Genomic DNA, 17,142 nt, shown 5'->3' with positions numbered 1-17,142 from the left:
TTTGCTTTTGGAAAATAGGGGTGGCTGATTATGTGTCATATAAAACGTCCTTTTTCTGATGTCTTCCAGTTTTTTCCTATATATTCTAATTTAGTCGCTGTCATTTGCTTGTATATTGTATGAGTATAAAAAGTTGTGATTTTTAAATACTTTTATGTGAATAATAAAACCTATTGTCTTGCATCATCAAAATGAACCGCTAAAAAAAAGGTGGGTTACGAATACGTAACCCACCTTTTGTATATATAAACGTTATTTTCTTATGACTGTGGCATTTCACGCTTTTTTTCTAAAAACAGCATATCAATGACAATGAATGCCACGCCAATGCTAATACCCATATCAGCAATATTAAAGATTGGATAATGCCAAATGTCCGCATTATGCACATGGATAAAATCAATCACATGACCATGTAGCAAACGATCAATCAAGTTACCAACCGCACCGCCAAGTACCATCGCCAATCCGACAGAGAGCAGCGTGGCTTTGCGAGGCGCTTTGATGAGATAAACTATCAAAAACAACGCCATGACAAGCGCTAAGCCTGAAAAAAACCACTTTTGCCAACCGCCAGCATCTGCCAAAAAGCTAAAGGCTGCGCCATAATTGTAAGCGAGCGTCCAGTTGAGAAAAGGCTCAATGACAGGTACTGGCTCATGAAAGGTCAGGTTGGTTTCAGCCAGCCACTTCGTCCATTGGTCGATAATTACGACCACCAGTGCCAACAAATACCACATAAACGCGCGACTGCCATTAGCAATCATTTTTGGCGTTTTGGTCAAGCGGCTTCTTGGCGTGGTTGAGCTGCCCGTTGTTGCATGGGCAGGTTTGGGCGAATTATCGACATCGACTGGGGGTAGATTGTTCTCTGATGAATTAGGCATAGTGGCGCACCTCACCATCACCACTGACATTGGTCACACAGCGACTGCAAATCTCAGGATGTGCGCTATCTGTACCGATGTCATCACGGATATGCCAACAGCGCACACATTTAGTACCAGTAGCGGCACTTACATTGACCACTAAGTCTGCTGATGCTTCTGTATCGCTGTCGGTTTGCTCATCCAAGACAACTTTGTTAGCAGGAGCGGCACTCATTGGTTGAAGGGTTGCTTTGCTGGTAATAAGGACAAAACGAAGCTCCTCGCCAAGCTTGGCTAAGCTTTCTTGCATCGCACCATCAGCATACAAACTGACATCGGCAGACAAGTTGGCATTGATGATTTTTTCGCCACGTGCTGTTTCGATGTTTTTGTTGACCATGTCTTTGGCCAGCATGATTCGTTGCCAATCATCAGCACTGATATCGCTAAGCGCGAACTCAGGGAAGGTGTACCACTCTTCAGTGAACACGTAGCTGTCAGCGCCATGCAATACTTCCCAAGCTTCTTGCGCGGTGAATGACAAGATTGGTGTGATCCAGCGGATCAAGGCATGGGCGATGTGATAAATAGCCGTTTGCGCAGAGCGGCGCGGCTGACCATCTCTCTGCGTGGTGTACTGACGGTCTTTGATGATATCCAAATAAAAGCTGCCCAAATCCTGCGAACAAAACGCCGTTACGTGCTGGGTGACTTGGTGAAAGTCCATCGCATCATAGGCGCTGATGATCTGTGCTTGTACTGTTTTGGCTCGCTCAATGATAAACTTATCCAAGCTCACAAGCTCATTAACATCGACGCTGTTGGTCGCTGGATCAAAGTCATCAGTATTGGCCAGCAAAAAACGCAAGGTATTACGGATGCGGCGATATTGATCTGTTGCACCTTTAAATGACGCTTTACTCGCCGCCATCTCATAGCGATAGTCGCTTGAGGCAATCCACAGACGTAGCATGTCCGCGCCCGTTTTGTTGATCTCTTCTTGGGGCGTGATGATGTTGCCTAGAGATTTACTCATTTTGCGACCGTTTTCATCGACCACAAAACCATGAGTCAATACTTGCTTGAACGGTGGGCGCTCATACATGGCTTCAGACGTTAGCAAAGAGGTCTGGAACCAACCGCGATGCTGATCTGAGCCTTCTAAGTACATGTCGGCTGGGTTGGTCAGCTCTTCACGCTGCTCAAGCACAGCAAAGTGCGTCGTACCTGAATCAAACCACACGTCTAGCGTATCAGTGGCTTTATCATAATCAGCCGCCTCACTGCCCAAGAAATCTTCACAGCTGGCATCAAACCATGCTTCTACGCCGCCCTCATTGATTTGTTGTGCCGCCGTTTCCATCAGCTCAAGCGTGTTTGGATGCAGCTCACCCGTTTCTTTATGGGTAAAGAAAGTGATCGGCACGCCCCATGTGCGCTGGCGTGAGATACACCAGTCAGGACGACCATTCATCATCGCTTCAATACGGTTCTGACCCCAAGCTGGTGTCCAGTTGACTTTTGGGATATCGGCAAGCGCACGCTCACGCAAACCTTTGGTTTCCATATTGATAAACCACTGCGGCGTTGCGCGGAAGATAATCGGCGACTTATGACGCCAGCAATGCGGATAGCTGTGCTCAATCTTGGTATGGCTGATTAAATGACCATTCTCATGTAAGGCGGTGATGATTTTTGGATTGGCTTTATAAATATGCTCACCCGCAAATACCGCTGCACTGTCTAGGTAGACGCCCGTACCACTTACTGGGTTTTCCACTGGTAAGTTATATTTTAGACCCACAATATAATCGTCGAGACCATGACCAGGTGCGGTATGTACCAGACCTGTACCACTATCCGTTGTCACATGCTCACCTAAGATAAGCGGCACTTGACGCTCTGCAATGAGTGGGTGTTGAGCACGCAGACCTTCAAGCTCGCGTCCGGCTACCGTCGCAAGAATGCCTTTGTTATCCAATTTAAGCTCAGTCAGAGCGGTCTCGACCAAGTCAGCTGCCAAGAGCAAATTGCCTTTTTCAGTAGCGACCACACTATAGTCGTGCTGAGGATGTACTGAGATGGCTTGGTTGGCAGGCAAGGTCCAAGGCGTGGTTGTCCAAATAACAGCGGCAATGTTATCCAGTTCAGCCAAAGCTGCAACTTTATCGGTATCAAGCACATCAAAGCTGACATAGATGGCGTCAGAGACTTTATCTTGGTATTCAACCTCGGCTTCTGCCAAGGCAGAACTACAGTCCAAGCACCAATTGACAGGCTTCATACCACGAGTCACGTGACCGTTTTCATGAATTTTGGCAAGCGCACGTACGATGTTGGCTTCTTGATGGAAATTCATCGTGAGATAAGGATTGTCCCAATCACCAAACACGCCCAAACGCTTGAAATCCGCCTTTTGCAGTTCAATCTGCGTGCTGGCGTATTCACGGCAAAGGCCACGGAATTCAGTTGCTGAGACTTTTTGGCCAACTTTGCCGACTTTGGCTTCAACTTTTTGTTCGATGGGCAGGCCATGACAGTCCCAACCAGGGACATATGGCGCGTCAAAACCTGACAGCGTTTTTGACTTAACGATAATGTCTTTGAGTACTTTATTGACCGCGTGACCCAAGTGAATCTGACCGTTGGCGTATGGAGGGCCATCGTGCAAAATATACTTGGGCGCACCCGCGCGTGCCTGACGAATTTTGCCGTATACGTCATCCGCTTCCCAAGCAGCCAACCAATCAGGCTCGCGCTTGGCAAGATTTGCCCGCATCGCAAATGGTGTATCGGCAAGGTTCAAGGTGTCTTTATAATCGTGGCTTGGTGTATCAGTACTTTTATCAGTCATAAAGGTGTCTTTTTAAAAGGTAGAAGTGGGTGAAAAGATAGGTTCAATATTGAAATAAGTTCAAATGCTCAGCCTACTGCTCAATCGTGGTGCTCTTATTTATGGTGCTAAAGTGCTTTAAAAGCAATAGTGCGCTAAAAGCGATGGTATGTTAAAAATAAAGTAAGGCTGTCTACATTTATGTTTTACAGCATTGAATCTTGTTTGCAAGTCAGATACTGCCTACAAGTCAGATGTTAAAATAATTTATATCAATAGCATATCATTATCCACATAATGATTTCAGTGTACGTGACAACAAGCGGTGGCTGGTGACAGATGTTATCGCCGCTTAAGATACAGTCAGGTCAATAATAAATGCTCACAAGGCGAATGCAACCTAAAATACGTTTATCAGTCATAAAATACCGTTCTGATGTGTTTAAGATGATAAAAATCCCAGCCTAAATAGCATTTACCGGACATAATTTTTTATCACTGATTTTATGCTTCTTACCTTCAGCACTTTGCAAAGCTGCTTCTAACCGCATAAGGGTTTGTTAAAGTAAATCAATCGTATAAGAATCAGTAAAAAAGATAACGGCAGCTATTATATGACAAAAAGGATAGGGTAAAAAGAGCTGGCCCGCAACACCATGACTTTATCCAAAACGAATGCAGTGATTTATCTTAAATACTGATTATCTTTTAAACTATCTGTAGTGCACGTTTCAAGTGTATTGGCTATTAAAGTATATTAAACATCGGCTAAAGTGTTAGTCAAATTTTAGAAAATAGAGGACAACCATAACCGTAATTTCAACGACCAAAGTGGCTGTACGCCAGTCAAACCTTGACTCATCTCACCTTCATTTAGGATGACATAAGAGGGTGTAACCTGTCCTTGCCAATCGGCAAAGATACGACCTTCTTTGTCATTCACAGTCGTAAAGCTATAGTTGTGTTCAGTAAGATAACGACGTAGCTCTTGATCAGACCCTGATTTGATAGCAACAGTGACAATAGGATAATTATTTTGGGCCGCCAATTTGTCTATTGTGGGAGAAGTAACACGGCAAACAGGACACCATGTACCCCAAAAATATACTAGAGTAGGTTTCTCGTCACTCAGCGCTGCCAAATCAACCATTTGCCCTTCGTAATCTGTCAGTTGCAATTCTGGGTTGGCAGGCATGACCGGCTGACGCCACCAATTAATGGTAGTATATACCACAGCAAATATCAGACCGTATAGCAGGACGGTTTTTAATACAGACCACGCTTTTTGTTTTGGTGTCTTTTTGAGCGTGTTCTTTTTTTTGCCGATATCAGTCGTCATAGTGGCTGCTTTTTTCACTCTTAGGTTTTTGAGTAGATAAAAATAAACGGCTGAATGATCAGCCGTATTATCAAGTGAGAAGGTTCTCGTATCTTATATTAGCGTTCTTATCTTAACCGATTAAGGTTTTTGTGCACGGTCTTGTAACGGATCGCCCAATAAGACGCTACCTGAGTTTTCACGACGTTCTTCATCACTTAACTTGCTCGCTGATATTTTTGATTTTCGTTTCCATTTTAGGCTAAACAAGTCATCACGACGGTCGATCAGATTGTGTACCGAGCCTTCGTTACGGACGTGAGTGAGTTTGTCTAAATTCACATCTGAGAAGAAGATCATCTCAGTGTTCGCAGTGGTTTCTGCCATAATCGCATCATGGGGGAACGCAAAGTCTGATGGTGAAAATATAGAAGACTGCGCGTATTGAATGTCTAAGCTCTCAACTTGCGGTAAGTTACCGACTGAGCCGCAAATCATGACATAGCATTCGTTCTCAATCGCTCGTGCTTGAGCACAGTGGCGCACACGCAAGTAGCCGTTTTTGGTGTCTGTCCAAAAAGGCACGAATAAAATGTCCATATCGTCAAGCGCGAGCAAACGAGCAAGCTCTGGAAATTCAACATCATAACAGACCAAGATACCAATACGACCAGCATCCGTATCGAATACTTTAACCTCATCACCACCCTCGATGACCCAAGCACTACGCTCATGTGGGGTAATGTGAATTTTGCGCTGCTCTTCCACCGTACCATCGCGGCGACATAAGTAACTGACGTTATACAGCGTGTCGTCTTCATCGAGTAATGGCATCGAGCCTACGATAACGTTGACGTTATAACTGACCGCCAGATGAGAGACTTCGTTTTTGAACCATTCGGTATAACCGGCCAAAAAGCGAATAGCGACATTTTGATCCGTTGACTCACACAGACCCATTAATGGTGCATTAAAGAATTCTGGCAAGCAAGCAAAGTCTGAGTTGTAATCTGCCATAACGTCAACGAAAAACTCAACCTGCTGCAGCAGCTCTTCAGGAGACTCAACCTCACGCATTTGCCACTGAATACCGCCAATACGCACTTCGGACTTGCGCGTGTTGGGTTTATAATCTTGTGGCTCATAGTAAATATTTGCCCATTCAAGTAGGGTGGCAAAACCTTTGGACTGCGCATCATCTGGCAGATACGCGGTCAAAATACGCTTGACGATAAAGCCGTTAGATAACTGAAAAGAGAGCGCAGGGTCATGAATTTCACGTGACGCAACAGCGTCAATATATTCACCAGGCGTCAGATCTTGGTGATGATGATAGTTGGGAATACGTCCACCAGCCAAAATAGCGCGGAAGTTTAGCTGACGGCACAGCTCTTTACGGGCATCATAGAGCCTGCGACCTAAGCGATAACCACGATATTCAGGATCAATCAACGCGTCCAACCCGTAGATAGCATCGCCTTCTGGGTTGTCTCTGATGATCTCTTTTTGACCAATCAAATCATCATAGGTATGCGGGTTTGAAAACTTAGCATAATCAACGCGCATGGATAAGACAATACCGATCAATTGATCGTGGTCAAATAAGGCAATCTGACCTTCAGGGAAGGCATCAATTAAGGTGTGAATGGTGGTCTTTGACCAAGCGCCACCCAAGTTGACATAAACGCGATCCATCAGCGCTTTTAATTGCGGATAGTCTTTTTTCTTAATCTCAGCAATCGTAAGATGAAAGTCATCTAACTTTTCTATTTTACTCATAATTTTCCTGTTTTTGCATTTTACGGGTTATAACAATATTGAAAAAGGAGTCGTTTAAGGGGGGGTAAGATTCAAAATAACAAGTCTTTGTGTAACAGATGCAATAAATATATTTCATTGACAGAGTATTACCGTTACAATGATTTATTGCTGCATTTACAATACGTTATAATGATATTCTATCTCATTTAGTGCATAAATTTTATTGTAATTGTCGCTGGTTTAACAGATATTTTAGTCAAACTGATTAAAAGGTGACTATCCTTACCGACCAGAGTTGAAAGATATTTAATGTCTATGGCGAGTTGGCTAAATACTCTTTCAAGCTGACCTGATAACTTTGTTAAATAGCATTTCTTAGTACCTTCACTCCAAATACGTTTCGTTCTGCTCGCTATCATAACAAGCTACCTCATCAATAAAAGTCTAACGTGGTAACTATTTGCTACGTTTTTGTGAGTCAGTATCCTATGTTCTTTTTGGGCATCGTTTTACTTTGTTTGGTTTGTTTCATTTCGCCGTTATAAGATGGTTTTTTAGGATGGTTTATTATGCCCACGAATTACAAAAATAGAAGCAATATGGGTGATGAAGTACAAGACTCAACGCTGATTCAATTGGTTTATGTCAGCAGTTTGACCTTAGGCTCACGTTTGAACACGTCTATATTTGAAGAGGTAGAACGTCATGCGCGTGATTATAATCAGCAGCATGGTATTACTGGTATCTTATGTTATGGCAATGGTCAATTTTTGCAATGTATTGAAGGGGAGAAAGCTCACGTATTTGCATTAAAACAACGTATTTTTGCCGACAATCGTCATAAGAATGTTGAGACGTTACTATTGCAGGCTATAGATCACCGCAGCTTTACTGACTGGCGTATGCGTTTGCTGTTCTTAGAACGTTGGTTGTGGTCACCCGCGACAAAGAAACAAGCCGCGCAATTGTCACCCTATTTGCCATTTTTCCCCCATGATTGGTCACCAGAGCGTACAGAGCGTTTCTTACAAATTATCAAAACCTTTGACAACCCACCTCACATTCAGGCGGCAGGTATTACCTATAATGCGCTGGGTAATATGTTTCGTCATATTGCGGCACCGCATCAAGCTTTTTTGATTGTGCAAGGGTTTTTAAGTTTGTTACTCGTGGCAGGGTTGGTACTACTGTATTTGTAAAATAATAAGGTGTTCTCCTTTTTATTCATAAATTGATACTTTATATAATGCACAAAAAAAACGCTAGCCTGTCGGTATAGCGTCTTTTTTTATCTCAATCTAATCCTACTGCCAATTACATATCAAAAATCTTCCCACGATTCATAATATTGTTTGGGTCAAAGACTTTTTTGATATCACGTAAATAGCTCATCTCAGCCTCGCTGCGGCTATAGTGCAGATACGGCTTTTTGGTCATACCCACGCCGTGCTCAGCAGATACTGAACCGCCGTATTTTTTTACCGTCTCAAACACATACTTATTGACGATTTGACACTCGGCAAAGAAATCATCTTTACTCATGTTTTCAGGTTTTAAAATATTGAGATGCAAATTGCCATCGCCGATATGACCGAACCAGCACACCTCAAAGTCAGGGTAGTTGCTGCTGACAATCTCATCAATCTCAGTGATAAAATCAGGTACATAGCTAATCAGTACGGATACATCGTTTTTGTAAGGCGTGAAAACTGAGATGGTCTCAGAGATATATTCGCGCAGCTTCCAAAGCTCGGCCGCTTGCGATAAGCTCTGACTCATGACACCGTCAACGACCCAGCCTTGCTCTAGACACTGCTCAAATATTGTCATGGCTTTTTCCATGATTGGCTCATACGGTACTTCAAACTCTAATAGCGTATAAAACTTGGTACGCGACTCAAACGGTTCTTGTACTTGACCGTGTGCCATCAGCTTATCAATCGCCACATCATCAAAGAACTCAAAGGCGGTCAAATCAATCTTTGCTTGGAAGGCAGAAAGCACATTCATCACATCACTAAAGTTGTCCATACCCAGCACCATGACGTTTAAGTCTTGTGGCTGACGCTCAAGCTTGATCTGTGCATGAGTCACAAGGCCAAGTGTGCCTTCTGCCCCAATGAAAAGTTGGCGCAAATCATAACCAGTAGCGTTTTTGACCATACCGCGGTTGAGATGCAAGATATCGCCACGACCGGTGACGACCGTCAGTCCCATGATCCATTGACGGGTCATACCATAGCGAATGACTTTGATGCCACCAGCATTGGTGCCAATATTACCGCCCATTTGGCTCGAGCCTGCTGAAGCAAAATCCACTGGATAGTAGAGATCCTTTGATTCGGCGAACTGTTGTAATTGCTCGGTTACAACGCCTGCTTCAATCTCAACCATGCGATCGGCAGGATAAAACTCACCAATCTGGTTCATTTTATCCATGCTGACGACAATCTCACCATTGGCGGCGACCGCGCCCGCTGAGAGTCCAGTACGACCGCCACTTGGGGTTAGCACGACGTTGTGTTCATTAGCGAGTAAGACGATGGTTTGTACTTGTTCGGTGGTCTTTGGAAAGACGATGGCTGCGGCATTGGGCGTGAAATGCTTAGTCCAATCTTTGCCCCAGTGCTCTAGGCTCTCAGCGTCAGTTTTGATTTGGCTGGGATCGAACTGATGCGTATCGATTAAGGTACTCAGTATCGTTTGGACAGCAATCGGATGGGTTTCAGATGTGCTTTGGCTAGATAAGGAAGTCATGGTCAAATCTCAGTATAAACGTAAGCGCTATGCATAAAGAAGATTATTATATCGCTAAATTGATATAACGAAACCCATATAACTATGTTTATATGGTTGTGGGTGTATAACTGGAAGTTGGTTATATTGATAATTATCGAGCGATTCGAGTGTGCTTACTCAGACGAGCCGAGACAGTCGTAAAAGATAAACAAGTCCATTGCGAACCAAATGATTCACTATAGCATAAAAAGTTTTCAGGCTTAATCATCAATAATTGCTGTAATCTGCTAACATCAAGGTCGGATTTTGTGTAAGATATCTAGACTGTTTTCGTTTCACTCATCATGGATTATCCATCAGATAATTTTATAAGACAATTATAGGACAGTTCTCACATGGCGTTATCACTACAAAAAGATAAAATCCGGTTTCTATTGCTCGAAGGTCTACATGACAATGCGTTAAAAGTATTGGAAGGGGCAGGCTATCATAATATCGAGAACATCAGTCATGCTCTTGATAAAGATGAGCTCATCGAAAAAATTAAAGATGCCCACTTCATCGGTATTCGTTCGCGTACGCAATTGACACGCGAAGTACTTGAGCATGCGCATAAGCTGATCGGTATTGGGTGCTTTTGTATTGGTACCAACCAAGTAGATTTGGACGCGGCTCGCGATCTTGGTATTCCTGTCTTTAACGCACCATACTCAAACACTCGCTCAGTGGCAGAGCTGGTATTGGCCGAAGCCATCATGCTATACCGCGGCATTCCTGAAAAAAACGCGACCGTCCATCGTGGCGGCTGGGGCAAGTCTGCGGCTAACTCACATGAAGTCCGTGGTAAGACGATCGGTATCGTCGGCTATGGCTCTATCGGCTCGCAATTGTCTGTCCTAGCAGAAAGCTTCGGTATGAAAGTCATCTATCATGATGCTGTGACCAAATTGCCACTTGGTAATGCCGTTCAGGTTGGCAGCTTAGAAGAGCTACTATCAACAGCTGACATCGTGACATTGCATGTACCTGATTTGCCAAGCACGCGTTATATGATGAAAGCAGAGCAGTTCGCGCAGATGAAAGAAGGCAGCTACTTTATCAATGCGGCTCGCGGTACCTGCGTTGAGATTGATGATCTTGCAGCAGCGCTTGAGTCTGGCAAAGTATTGGGCGCGGCGATTGATGTGTTCCCAAAAGAGCCAAAATCTGCGGACGAAGAGTTTGAGTCTCCATTACGTAAGTTTGACAATGTGATCTTGACGCCGCATATCGGTGGTTCAACGCAAGAAGCGCAGGCCAATATTGGTCTAGAAGTGGCTGATAAGTTCGTCAGATACTCTGATCAAGGGGATACGGCAACAGCTGTCAACTTCCCAGAAGTTTCTGTACCGTTCAAAGAAAATTCACATCGCCTGCTTCATATTCACAAAAACGTACCAGGCGTACTGTCTCAGATCAACCGTCTGTTTGCAGAAGCAGGTATCAACATTTTGGCTCAGAGCTTAATGACAGAAGGCGATGTGGGTTATCTGGTGATGGATGTCGATTATAACGATTCGACAGCAGCGCTAGATCAATTAAAAGATGTAGAAGAAACGATCCGCGTACGTATTCTGTTCTAAGCAGTACTTATATTTTAATTTAATTAGCAGTAAAAAATAGCAGGCCATTTGATGAGTGCCTGCTATTTTTTTGTTTTAAAAAATTTTTAAACAGGCAGTTATAGTTCCAATGACACCTATTTCTGCGTCATAAAAACTTTCTAGCTTATTTATATGATGCTCACTACTTCTACTTTATATACGTTAAATTTTTATGAATCTTGTAAGACGATAGTTAAATAAATATACAAAATATCGTTAAATATATAAAGCAAAACGCCTACCTATGTATTCTGTGATTCATTATATTTATCATCTTAGTTCCGACTGGTTTTTGTAAAAGTCTAATACAAAAGCTACTAACTAATCTAAAAATAATCTATTGAACAACATAGTGTTGAGAAGAGGCTTTATGAATAATAACTTACTAAAAGCGATTGCCTTTGGAGGAGTGTTGGCTACTACTGCGGTGGCAAGCCATGCTGCGGGTAATCAAGAAGACTACCAGCTATCCAGTCATATTTTGGATATCAGTACAGGTAAACCTGCACCAAATGTCAATGTGAAGCTAATGATGCAAGATAAGGCAGGCGGTTGGAAATTACTGAATACTCAAAAAACGGACGCCAATGGACGTATTGGCAACTTTTTACCGAATCAAGATGGTGTTCAGCACGATGGTACTTATAAGCTTATCTTTGAGACAACTCCTTATTTTCGTAATCAAGGTCTGAAGTCTTTTTATCCTTATGTTGAAGTCAACTTCAACATTGAAGGCGACAACCATTATCATGTGCCAATCACTTTATCGCCATACGGCTATAGTACGTATCGTGGTAGCTAAATTGTATTGAGTAAAAATAAAGACAAAAAAACACATCAGCTAAATCATTAACTGAGGTGTTTTTTTTTGGTTCAATTAGAAGTAAATTTATTCTGTTTTGGCTTTTTCGTCTGCTTCAGCTTGACGACGGGCTTCAATCTTGGCGGCTTTGCGTTTTTCAATCACATCCATGACGTCACTACCAATATGAGCTTCGCCGCGTTTTTGTGCTAACTGCATTTGATGCTCACGCTCGCGGAATCGGGCTTTTTGCTCATCTGTTGCTTTATCAATGCAATGCGGGCATGACTCGCCTTTGATGTAGGCGGGGCTTTGCATATCATCAGCAGTAATGGGCATACGGCAGGCAAAACACTGCTCATAGCTGCCTTTTTCTAAGTTGTGATTGACCGACACACGGTTGTCAAACACAAAGCAATCGCCTTGCCACATCGATTCACTGACTGGGATTTCTTCTAGATATTTTAAGATGCCACCTTCTAGATGATAGACTTCTTCAAATCCTTGCTCGCGCATATAGGCAGTGGATTTTTCACAGCGGATGCCGCCTGTACAGAACATCGCAACCTTTTTGTGTTTGGCTGGGTCCATCTCTTTGGCGACATATTCTGGAAACTCACGGAAGGTTTCCGTGTTTGGATTGACCGCGTTTTGAAACGTCCCAATTTTCACTTCATAATCGTTTCGTGTATCAATCAGGATAACGTCTGGGTCTGAGATCAGCGCATTCCACTCGCTAGGTTTGACATAACGACCAACGGACTGTAGCGGATCAATATTCTCTACGCCCATGGTTACGATTTCTTTTTTGAGTTTTACTTTGGTGCGGTAGAATGGTTGAGCATTGGTATAAGACTCTTTAAAGGTAAAGCTGCCAATGGCTTCAATGCTGCGCAGATAGCCAAGGACGTCATCAATGCCTTGACGTGTACCAGAAATCGTACCATTAATGCCCTCGCTTGCAATGAGTAACGTACCTTTAACGTCATTATCGAGCATAGTATTTAAAATTGGCTCACGGTATTGCTCAAAATCGGCAAAGCGTGTGAACTTATAAAGGGCTGCAACCACGATATTATTGGTGACGCTATCGTAGGCGGGAGCCGATTTGTCATTGGGTACAGTGGTTTCTTGGATACTACTATTTTGAGTGGTGCTCATGTGTCTCTCCTGCTGGCTGGGTCGCAAACCCAGTGCAATAAGTTAAGTCTTTTGAAGGGATAAAAACATTGGCGCAATTGTGGAATTGACCGATGTGCGCGTAGTGTAGCAAATTTTGAGAAAGTTTTGAATGGTTTGTATGTAGTAGTGCAAGCACAATGATGGGCTTATCCTAATAGACGTATAGGTTAGGAAAATAATAATTTTAGTCTAAAATATTTTTCATGCGCAGTTACTTCGAAGAAAACATATCATCTATGTATTCGCGATCATAGTCTAAAAGGAACTCTGAATGACCCTTATAGAGTGTCTCTAGTGCACTTCTTTCGAGTGCGACTATGTCCATGCCTCGGTCATCATAGAGGTTAAGAACAACATCTCTAGTATGATTGATAAAAAAGCAATCTCCTTTAAACACTGGCTTAGCTCTTCTAAAATCAGAATTTATCAAAGCTAATAAAATATTTTGTACATTTACATCTTCAGTTTTTATATTTGATATTACGACTTTATTATAACGATAAGAAATACAGTCAAAACGTTCATTATCCAAAATTCGACACTTAGTAATGTCGATATACCTTTTCTCAATTTCGCTTATTTGCTTAAATATAAAATTACTTTTCCTTATCTGATTACGACGGTTCAAATGAACTTGATAAACAATAGAAATATCATCATCTGCAGCAAATACTTGTTCAAATATATCCACTGCTCTGTTTAAGGCAGTATCAAAGTATATTTCGTTATAAATCCCGCTCTCATAGTTTGTCCAAATCTCTAAATCAGGTAGACCTATCTGAAACCTTAGTCCAAACTTATTATTATAAAAAAGGGGAATATCTAATTTTATTCCTTCAAATTCTTTATACATGCTTTTAACTCACTATATAAGATACGAATAGAATAGATCGTTCTTTTATTAAATTAAGTATTACAGCTCATAAGTGATGAAATTGAATTATAGGTTTAACGCAAAAAAGCCCAGTAAAATACTGAGCTTTTTTATATTCACTGCGTAAGCGTTGAGTTTACTTACTCTGGAACCAAGTATCTGCTTTACTACGAGCACTAGCAATATCAGCACTTGATAAGTTCAATGCCAATTGACCAATTTTGCCGCGTGCTTTGTTACGAACTTTTTCATCTAGCATGCCATCACGGGCAGCCAAGTCGTACCATTTATAGGCATCAACCAAATTCTTTTGCTTTTCATCTAACAAGGCAAGGGTGTAGCTGGCACGGTTGTCACCGCGCATTGCTGCTTTTTCTAACCAAATGCGAGCTTGTTGTAGGTTTGGTTGTACCCCTTCACCGCGCAAGTACATGATGGCAAGGTTCAACTGAGCAGGGGCAACACCTTGATTTGCCGCTTTGGTGTACCACTGGATGGCTTGTTGAGTGTTTTGGGCAATGCCTTGGCCTTTTTGTAGGCGTTTGGCCAAATAAAATTGAGCGTGATCATTACCTTGAGCAGCGCTGGCAGACAGCTCACTGACAGGCATTAGCTCAAAACGTGAGGTATCAAGTGGCACGTTTGATATTAACTCAGCGTTTGCAATACCCGCACAAGAAAACAACGCGGTAAACAACGCAGCTTTTAATAATTTCATAGCAGCTCCAATATTAGGCAGTTAATAAGCAAAAGAAAAAGTTGTACCGCTGAACCGAATTAAGCGGCAGTAACAATTAGGTGAAATCTTGCAGTATCAACTTACCTAATCATTAGCAATATAATTTATCATGGTAGTGTTGCAATCGACCAACATTGGACCCATAAATGGTCGCCGTGGCGGTACTGCTGACACTATTTCGCTAGCTTAACACCCAAACTTACGAAACTCAAATACTAATTACACGATTCAATTCCTATCTATACCTGTTTGACCTTAATAAAATCATAGAGTTACTTGATTGTAATAATAAAACCAAACTTTATTAAGGTTAAGAATTGTACCTGCAGAATTTCTTGTCACTTATTGTTTTCAATTATATTTTATTGACTGGCTGCTATTGTTATTCTGGTTTTTGTTTGGTAACGCGATAGATAGCGACATCAGCTAATAAATTGGGCGCTCGTCGTATCAAGGTTTTCATCAAGGGAGTATGTCCTTTTTCAGAATCACTGACCGCAAAGCGGTTGATGATATGAATATCGTGCTTGGCGCACAATTGCTCAAAATCTTTAAAGGTGCATAAATGAATGTTTGGTGTGTTATACCATTCGTAAGGCAGCGCTTCTGAGACAGGCATCAGGCCTTTTAAACCTAAGTGCAGGCGGTTTTGCCAATGGGCGAAATTCGGAAAAGTAATAACGGCTTCACGAGCAACGCGCAGCATATCAAGTAACAAGACATCAGGTGATTTTACTGCCTGTAGCGCCCGTGCCATAACAACCGTATCAAAGCTATTGTCAGCGAAACGCGCTAGACCGTCGTTGAGATCTTGTTCAATAATAGACAAGCCTTTTGCAATGCCGTCATTGATTTTTTCTTCGTCAATCTCAAGTCCGTAGCCCGTCACCCCGCGATGTTGTTGCAAATGTGCAAGCAGCTCCCCATTACCACAGCCCAAATCTAGCACATGTGACTGCGGCGCAATCCAGCGCTCAGCCAGTTGATGGTCCATTCTCATGAGCGTGCTCCTGTTGGTTGCTGGCGATTGTTTTTTGGCTGGCGGTCTGCAATAAATGGCGCAGTTAAAAACCCTTTGACAGCGTCCATATATCGCGGGATATCGAATAAAAATGAGTCATGACCGTGCGGCGCGTCGACGTTGATGTAGTTGACGGGTTTTCCTGTTGCCATTAAGGCATCAACAATTTCTTGCGAGCGCTCTGGGGCAAAGCGCCAGTCAGTGGTAAAGGACACCACCAAGTATTGGCATTGTGTGTGGGCAAATGCCGCTTTGAGCGCCGTTAGCTCTTGCTGACGGTTGTGCTCATTATTACTGATAACGGCTAAATCGTCCTCTAGCTCAATTTGAGTGGCTGTTTTGGACGCTTCGACTGATGCACCAATTGAGTCTTCAAGTTCTGTTACAGGCTCTGTCGTTTCTGTAGACGGTGCTGAAGGACAATCATGCGTTAGATAGCCACGTGTTGGGTCAAAATAGTCTAGCGCTTTGGTCATCAGTAAATATGTGTTGGCATCGAAGTTTTCGCTAAAACGCTCACCTTGATAGCGCAAATAACTCTCAACTTGGAACTCAACATCATAGCCATACATAAATTTGCCAGATTTCAGATCACGCCCGAATTTGGCTTTCATGGCATCATCAGTAAGATAGGTAATATGACCCACCATGCGTGCTAGGATCAGACCGCGACGAGGGTAAGTACCTGCCTGCAAGTAGCGCCCATCCTTAAAGTCAGGGTCAGAGAGAATGGACTGACGCGCCACTTCATTAAAGGCGATGTTTTGTGCTGATAGCTTGGGCGTACTGGCAATGACCACGCAGCGCTTGAGTCTGTCTGGATAATCCACTGACCACTGCAATGCTTGCATTCCGCCCATAGAGCCACCGACAACGGCGTGCCATACGTCAATCCCAAGGCGGTCTGATAGCATAGCTTGGGTTTTTACCCAGTCTTTGATAGTGACCAAAGGAAAGTCAGGGCCGTATACTTGAGGCTCACTATGTTCGTTTGTAGGCTCATCTGAATGAACGCTGTCTGGATTGGTAGTGGTTGGGCCAGTAGAACCAAAACAGCTGCCAATATTGTTGACACAGACCACATAGAATTGATTGGTATCAATGGCCTTATTAGGGCCAATCATATTGTCCCACCAACCCGCTTTTTTATCATCGCTACTATGAAAACCCGCTGCATGATGACTGCCTGATAAAGCATGGCAAATAAGCACGGCATTTGATTTGTCGCTATTGAGCGTACCATAGGTTTCGACTATTAAGTCAAACGAGGGCAGCGTACGATTGCACTCTAACGTTAACGGCTCAGCAAAATGAAAAATCTGGGGCGTGACGATACCTACGGAGCCCACAGAATCAACCGC

At 42.9% G+C, this 17,142-nt stretch carries 12 protein-coding genes and 1 pseudogene; 3 read left to right on the top strand and 10 right to left on the bottom strand.

Features of this window, described 5'->3' with window-relative positions:
• Positions 1-260: 260 nt before the first annotated feature.
• From lspA to CIK80_RS04950, 4 genes are all read right to left on the bottom strand, one after another.
• The gene (gene lspA / locus CIK80_RS04965) at positions 261-887 is read right to left on the bottom strand and encodes a signal peptidase II (protein WP_095569069.1); all 627 of its coding nucleotides are present in this window, start codon (positions 885-887) and stop codon (positions 261-263) included.
• Positions 880-3,723 carry an isoleucine--tRNA ligase gene (ileS, locus tag CIK80_RS04960; RefSeq protein WP_095569068.1) on the bottom strand — a complete coding sequence of 948 codons (2,844 nt, stop codon included), beginning with the start codon at positions 3,721-3,723 and terminating at the stop codon, positions 880-882. Before ileS ends, lspA begins: the two co-directional genes overlap by 8 nt.
• A gap of 766 nt (positions 3,724-4,489) precedes the next feature.
• Positions 4,490-5,041: a protein disulfide oxidoreductase gene (locus CIK80_RS04955; protein ID WP_095569067.1), complete on the bottom strand. Its 552-nt coding sequence runs from the start codon at positions 5,039-5,041 to the stop codon at positions 4,490-4,492.
• A gap of 120 nt (positions 5,042-5,161) precedes the next feature.
• Positions 5,162-6,799 carry a carbon-nitrogen hydrolase family protein gene (locus CIK80_RS04950; RefSeq protein ID WP_062843845.1) on the bottom strand — a complete coding sequence of 546 codons (1,638 nt, stop codon included), beginning with the start codon at positions 6,797-6,799 and terminating at the stop codon, positions 5,162-5,164.
• A gap of 551 nt (positions 6,800-7,350) precedes the next feature.
• Between CIK80_RS04950 and CIK80_RS04940 the strand changes: the two genes are divergently transcribed.
• Positions 7,351-7,980 (top strand): BLUF domain-containing protein, encoded by a 630-nt coding sequence (locus tag CIK80_RS04940; protein ID WP_095569065.1) that lies wholly within the window; start codon positions 7,351-7,353, stop codon positions 7,978-7,980.
• Between the two features lie 115 nt (positions 7,981-8,095).
• On the opposite strand, the gene CIK80_RS04935 is transcribed toward CIK80_RS04940, so the two are convergent.
• Positions 8,096-9,538, bottom strand: coding sequence for an FAD-binding oxidoreductase (locus CIK80_RS04935; RefSeq protein WP_095569064.1), 1,443 nt, complete (start codon positions 9,536-9,538; stop codon positions 8,096-8,098).
• 377 nt (positions 9,539-9,915) lie between these two features.
• Between CIK80_RS04935 and serA the strand changes: the two genes are divergently transcribed.
• Both serA and uraH read left to right on the top strand, forming a co-directional pair.
• Positions 9,916-11,142: a phosphoglycerate dehydrogenase gene (gene serA, locus CIK80_RS04930; RefSeq protein WP_062843849.1), complete on the top strand. Its 1,227-nt coding sequence runs from the start codon at positions 9,916-9,918 to the stop codon at positions 11,140-11,142.
• 391 nt (positions 11,143-11,533) lie between these two features.
• The gene (uraH, locus tag CIK80_RS04925) at positions 11,534-11,965 is read left to right on the top strand and encodes a hydroxyisourate hydrolase (RefSeq protein WP_095569063.1); all 432 of its coding nucleotides are present in this window, start codon (positions 11,534-11,536) and stop codon (positions 11,963-11,965) included.
• Positions 11,966-12,052: 87 nt separating this feature from the next.
• On the opposite strand, the gene CIK80_RS04920 is transcribed toward uraH, so the two are convergent.
• The 5 genes and pseudogenes from CIK80_RS04920 to CIK80_RS04900 form a co-directional block, all read right to left on the bottom strand.
• Positions 12,053-13,126, bottom strand: a complete 1,074-nt coding sequence (locus CIK80_RS04920; RefSeq protein ID WP_095569062.1) for a rhodanese-related sulfurtransferase — start codon at positions 13,124-13,126, stop codon at positions 12,053-12,055.
• A 232-nt stretch (positions 13,127-13,358) separates the two neighbouring features.
• Entirely contained in the window at positions 13,359-14,000 is a 642-nt protein-coding gene (locus CIK80_RS04915; protein WP_095569061.1) for a DUF3885 domain-containing protein, read from the bottom strand.
• A gap of 157 nt (positions 14,001-14,157) precedes the next feature.
• Positions 14,158-14,739: a tetratricopeptide repeat protein gene (locus tag CIK80_RS04910; RefSeq protein WP_062843851.1), complete on the bottom strand. Its 582-nt coding sequence runs from the start codon at positions 14,737-14,739 to the stop codon at positions 14,158-14,160.
• 403 nt (positions 14,740-15,142) lie between these two features.
• Entirely contained in the window at positions 15,143-15,760 is a 618-nt protein-coding gene (gene metW, locus CIK80_RS04905; RefSeq protein ID WP_095569060.1) for a methionine biosynthesis protein MetW, read from the bottom strand.
• 53 nt (positions 15,761-15,813) lie between these two features.
• A pseudogene (locus tag CIK80_RS04900) lies at positions 15,814-17,130 on the bottom strand (homoserine O-acetyltransferase); the annotation flags it as partial.
• Positions 17,131-17,142 lie beyond the last annotated feature (12 nt).

The organism is Psychrobacter sp. JB193, assembly GCF_002285555.1.
Taxonomy (GTDB): Bacteria; Pseudomonadota; Gammaproteobacteria; order Pseudomonadales; family Moraxellaceae; genus Psychrobacter; species Psychrobacter alimentarius.
This window is presented reverse-complemented; position numbering and strand designations above follow the sequence as displayed.

Bases quoted from the DNA above. Each gene is read 5' to 3' on its own strand.
- lspA (WP_095569069.1), bottom strand. From the start codon at position 887: ATGCCTAATTCATCAGAGAACAATCTACCCCCAGTCGATGTCGATAAT.
- CIK80_RS04950 (WP_062843845.1), bottom strand. From the start codon at position 6,799: ATGAGTAAAATAGAAAAGTTAGATGACTTTCATCTTACGATTGCTGAG.
- serA (WP_062843849.1), top strand. From the start codon at position 9,916: ATGGCGTTATCACTACAAAAAGATAAAATCCGGTTTCTATTGCTCGAA.
- CIK80_RS04935 (WP_095569064.1), bottom strand. From the start codon at position 9,538: ATGACTTCCTTATCTAGCCAAAGCACATCTGAAACCCATCCGATTGCT.
- ileS (WP_095569068.1), bottom strand. From the start codon at position 3,723: ATGACTGATAAAAGTACTGATACACCAAGCCACGATTATAAAGACACC.
- CIK80_RS04955 (WP_095569067.1), bottom strand. From the start codon at position 5,041: ATGACGACTGATATCGGCAAAAAAAAGAACACGCTCAAAAAGACACCA.
- metW (WP_095569060.1), bottom strand. From the start codon at position 15,760: ATGAGAATGGACCATCAACTGGCTGAGCGCTGGATTGCGCCGCAGTCA.
- CIK80_RS04940 (WP_095569065.1), top strand. From the start codon at position 7,351: ATGCCCACGAATTACAAAAATAGAAGCAATATGGGTGATGAAGTACAA.
- CIK80_RS04915 (WP_095569061.1), bottom strand. From the start codon at position 14,000: ATGTATAAAGAATTTGAAGGAATAAAATTAGATATTCCCCTTTTTTAT.
- uraH (WP_095569063.1), top strand. From the start codon at position 11,534: ATGAATAATAACTTACTAAAAGCGATTGCCTTTGGAGGAGTGTTGGCT.
- CIK80_RS04920 (WP_095569062.1), bottom strand. From the start codon at position 13,126: ATGAGCACCACTCAAAATAGTAGTATCCAAGAAACCACTGTACCCAAT.
- CIK80_RS04910 (WP_062843851.1), bottom strand. From the start codon at position 14,739: ATGAAATTATTAAAAGCTGCGTTGTTTACCGCGTTGTTTTCTTGTGCG.